The 4,269-nt window shown below is 67.4% G+C and carries 4 protein-coding genes; all 4 read left to right on the top strand.

Annotated features, from left to right (window positions below):
• Positions 1-1,055 (top strand): thiamine pyrophosphate-dependent enzyme (locus tag NH448_RS23160; protein ID WP_253029561.1); only part of this gene is annotated, 1,055 nt, incomplete at its 5' end.
• 138 nt (positions 1,056-1,193) lie between these two features.
• Entirely contained in the window at positions 1,194-2,519 is a 1,326-nt protein-coding gene (locus tag NH448_RS23155; protein ID WP_045993648.1) for a cytosine permease, read from the top strand.
• 3 nt (positions 2,520-2,522) lie between these two features.
• Positions 2,523-3,299, top strand: a complete 777-nt coding sequence (locus tag NH448_RS23150) for a nitrilase-related carbon-nitrogen hydrolase (RefSeq protein ID WP_045993649.1) — start codon at positions 2,523-2,525, stop codon at positions 3,297-3,299.
• Positions 3,296-4,039, top strand: coding sequence for an MBL fold metallo-hydrolase (locus NH448_RS23145; protein ID WP_083970497.1), 744 nt, complete (start codon positions 3,296-3,298; stop codon positions 4,037-4,039). The genes NH448_RS23150 and NH448_RS23145 overlap by 4 nt, the downstream gene beginning before the upstream one ends.
• Positions 4,040-4,269 lie beyond the last annotated feature (230 nt).

Genomic DNA, 4,269 nt, shown 5'->3' with positions numbered 1-4,269 from the left:
CCGCCGCGCTCGAGCAGGCGCTCGACTGGCTAGTCGACGCCAAGCGCCCGCTGGTGCTGCTCGGCGGCGGCTGCGTCGATGCCCCGGACGCCGCCCGCCGTCTGGTCGAGAGCCTCGACGCCCCCACCGTCACCACCATCAACGCCAAGGGCCTGCTCGGCCGCGACCACCCGCTGGACCTGGGTGCCAACGCCTCGCTGCCGGCGGTGCGGGAGCTTGCCCATGAAGCCGACGTGGTGCTGGCCATCGGCACCGAGCTTGGCGAGACCGACTATGACGTGGTGTTCGACGACGGCTTCACCCTCGACGGTCGACTGATTCGCATCGACCTGGACCCCGAGCAGCTTGCCCGCAACCAGCATGCCGACCTGGCACTGGTAGCCGACGCCGCCTCCAGCCTCGAAGCGCTGGCCGCCGGCTGCGACCAGCGCCTCGGCGGTGAGCAGCTTTCGCGCGATGGCCGCAAGCGTACACATGATGCGCTGAGCGCCCTGGCGCTGGCCGATGATCCGGCCTTCCGCCCCTATGTGCCGCTGTTCGACACCCTGCGCGAGAGCCTGCCGGGGGCGATCCTGGTGGGCGATTCCTGCGCCACCACCTACGCCGCCAACCATCTGGTCAGCCAGGACGCGCCGCGCCGTTTCTTCAACGCGTCCACCGGCTACGGCACTCTCGGCTACGGCCTGCCCGCGGCCATGGGCGCGAGCCTCGGCCAGCCGGACCTGCCGGTGGTGGCGCTGGTGGGCGACGGTGGGGTGATGTTCACCCTGACCGAGCTTGCCTGTGCGGTGGAGGAAAGGCTGCCGGTCATCGTGCTGCTGTGGCACAACCAGGGCTACGAGGAAATCCGCCGCTTCATGGACAACGCCGGCGTCACCCGCCTCGGCGTGGACATCCAGGCACCGGACTTCCAGACCCTGGCGGCCGGCTTCGGCTGTGCGGCGACCCGGGTCGGCAACCCCGCCGGCCTCGCCCGGGCCATCGCCCATCGCCCCGAAGACGGCCCGATGCTGATCGAGATCGACGCCACGGCATGGAACGCCGCGGTGGCCTGATCGAGCGACGACCCCTTTGCCGGCGCCACGGCGCCGGCCCTTTTGCTCCGTTTTTTGCTCCTTTTGCCTGCTCCGTTTTGCGCTCCCAATTTCGCGCCCCTGCGGTACCTACCAACCATAACCACAAAGGTTTCCTAGATGATTTCACTCAAGCGGCTGATCGGCCACGACACCCTGGATGAACACCAGCACAAGAGCATGGGAGGCATGGCCACCTTTGCCCTGTGGCTCGGCGCCAACGTGGTCGTCACCACCATCCTCACCGGCATGCTGCTGGTGCCCGATCTGCGCTTCCCGGTCGCCATGACCTGGGTCCTGATCGGCTCGCTGATCGGCGCCATTCCGCTGCTGCTGGTAGGACTGATGGGCCAGCGCACCGGCCTGCCCTCGATGGCCCTGACCCGCCGCGCCTATGGCCCCACCGGCTCGAAGATCATTTCGCTGGTCAACATGGCGGTGCTGATCGCCTGGAGCTGGATCCAGGCGCTGCTGGCCGGCATGAGCCTGGACTACGCCATCGAGGCCACCACCGGCTACTCCAACCTGCCGCTGATGACGATCCTGTGCGAGACCATCGTGGTGCTGATCGTGCTGCGCGGCCACCTGGGTATCGAGCGCATCGAGCGCTGGGCGGCGGCGGCCATGATGGTGCTGGCGGCCGGCGTGGTCTACCAGCTCAACCGCCACTACGAGGTCGGTGCGCTGTTCGAGATGCCCGCCGAATCCCGCAACGGCATCACCCTGGGCATCGCCTTCGACATCGTCGTCGCCACCGCCTTCTCGTGGATTTCCACCTCCGCCGACTACAACCGCAACTGCAAGAGCGGACGCATCGCGGTACTCGGCACCTACGGCGGCTACGTCTGCGCCTCGATGATCGCCATGGGGCTGGGTGCCGCGGTATCCGGCCTGTCGGTGCTCGGCGGCATGGAACAGACCTACGACCCGACCCGGCTGCTGTCCGGCTTCGGCTTTGGTCTGCCCGCTGCGCTGGTGATCTTCTTCTCGGTGATGACCACCAACGTGATGGCGGTCTACAGCGCCACCCTGTCGTGCATGAACGTGTCCCCCGGCATGGCCTTCTGGAAGCCGGCGCTGGTGATCGGCGTGGTGACGGTCTTTGGCGCCCTGATCCCCGGTATCCTCGACCAGTTCCAGAACTTCCTGTTGCTGATCGGCGCCTTGTTCATTCCGGCCTTCTCGGTGATGATCGTCGACTACTACCTGGTCGGCCGTGACGGCTATAGCGCCGAGCTGCTGCGCTCGCCGCACCAGCTCGGTCGGCCCACCGCCGGTATCGCCATCGGCGCCTACCTGATCGGTGCGGCCCTGGCGGCCTACTGGACCCTGGTGGCACCGCTGTCCATCGGTGCCTCGCTGCCGGTGTTCGTCATCACCGGCGGACTCTACTGGCTGGGCTGTGCCCTGTTCACCCGTTCCAGCCTCGCTGCCCAAGGAGACTGATCCATGCGCCTGATGCTGGCCCAGACCGACCCCGTCCACGCGGATGTCGCCGCCAACCTCGATGCCCTCGATGGCCTGTGCCAGCAGGCGGTGGCCGCCGGCGCCCAGCTGCTGGCCCTGCCGGAACTGGCGCTGACCGGCTACAACGTGTTCGAACGGCTCGATGAACTGGCCGACGAAGGCGAGTTGATCGATCAGGTCGCCCGGTTGGCGCACCAGTATCGCCTGCACCTGCTGTTCGGCCTGGCCCAGCGCCAGGCCGACGGCCGCCTGACCAACTCGGCGGTGCTGATCGACGACGCCGGCACCACCCTGGCCTGCTACCACAAGCGCCAGCTATGGGATCGTGAACATCAGTACTTCATCCCCGGTGACGAGCTGTGCGTGGTCGACACCCGGCTCGGCCGCCTGGGCCTGATGATCTGCTACGACAACGAGTTCCCGGAGATGGCCAGAGCGCTGGCCCAGGCCGGCGCCGAGGTGATCCTCTCGCCCACCGCCAACATGGTGCCCAACGCCGAACGCCAGCAGTTGCAGATCCGCGCCCGGGCGCTGGACAACCAGCGCTTCGTCGCCTGCATCAACCGCGCCGGTATCGAGGGCGAGCTGCACTACTGCGGCAACAGCCTGGTGGCGGGACCGGACGGCGAGGTGCTGGGGCGCCTTGGCAACGACGCCGGGGTGCTGGTAGTGGACATCGAACACTCGCGTATCGACGAGAGCCGCAGCCACCAGGACTACCTGAAGGACCTGCGCGCCCTGCCGGGAGGCAACACGTGAGCACCTTCACCCTGCCCCGGGGTGACGCCGCCAGCTGGTATCGCACCCAGCGCCTGGCCGACGGCATCACCCTGATCGACGAACCGGCCATCAAGCCGTTCTACCGCTGCAATATCTGGCACGTTCGCGGCCGCGAGCGCGATCTGGTGGTGGACTTCGGCCTGGGCGCGGTGCCACTGCGCGAGCGCGTGGCACTACTGGCCGAACGTGAGATCGTGGCGGTGGCAAGCCACACCCACTTCGATCATATCGGCGCCGCTCACGAGTTCGACTGCTGCCACGTTCATCGCGCCGAGGCCAATATCCTGGCAAGCCCCGACAACCGTCGCACCCTGGCCGAGGCCTTTCTCGACGACGCCATGTTCGACGCCCTGCCACCGCTGCCCTACGCCCACAGCGGCTATCGCATTGCGGCGCCGCCGCGTATCGAGACGCTGGAGGACGGTGACGTCATCGAGCTGGGCGATCGCCATTTCGAGGTGATCCACACCCCCGGCCATTCGCCCGGCGGCATCGCCCTGTGGGAGGCCGCCAGCGCCACCCTGATCAGCGGCGACATCATCTACGACGGTGAGCTGATCGAGGACGCCTATCACAGCGACCTGGACGACTACGCGGCGAGCCTCGAGCGCCTGCGGCGGTTGCCGATCGCCACGGTGCACGGCGGCCACTTTCCGAGCTTCTCGGGCCGTCACTGCCACGCCCTGATCGATGACTGGCTCAATCGCCACCAGGCCTGAGCGCGTAACGAGCCCTCATCTCGCCGATCATTTCATTCGCTTATTCCTTCCAATGTCTTTGCCCCTGGAGTCCCTCCGTGCAACAGCTGACACAACAGTTTATCGACAACCGCTGGGTGGATAGTCACAGCCGCCGGCGCCTGGCGGTGACCGATCCCTACCGCCAGACCCAGATCGCCGAGATCACCGCCGGCGATGCCAGCGACGTCGACGCCGCCGTGGCCAGCGCG

Source organism: Halomonas sp. OfavH-34-E (assembly GCF_024124525.1).
GTDB lineage: Bacteria > Pseudomonadota > Gammaproteobacteria > Pseudomonadales > Halomonadaceae > Halomonas > Halomonas litopenaei.
The sequence above is the reverse complement of the archived record's forward strand: the minus strand, read 5'-3'. Positions and strand labels throughout refer to the sequence as shown.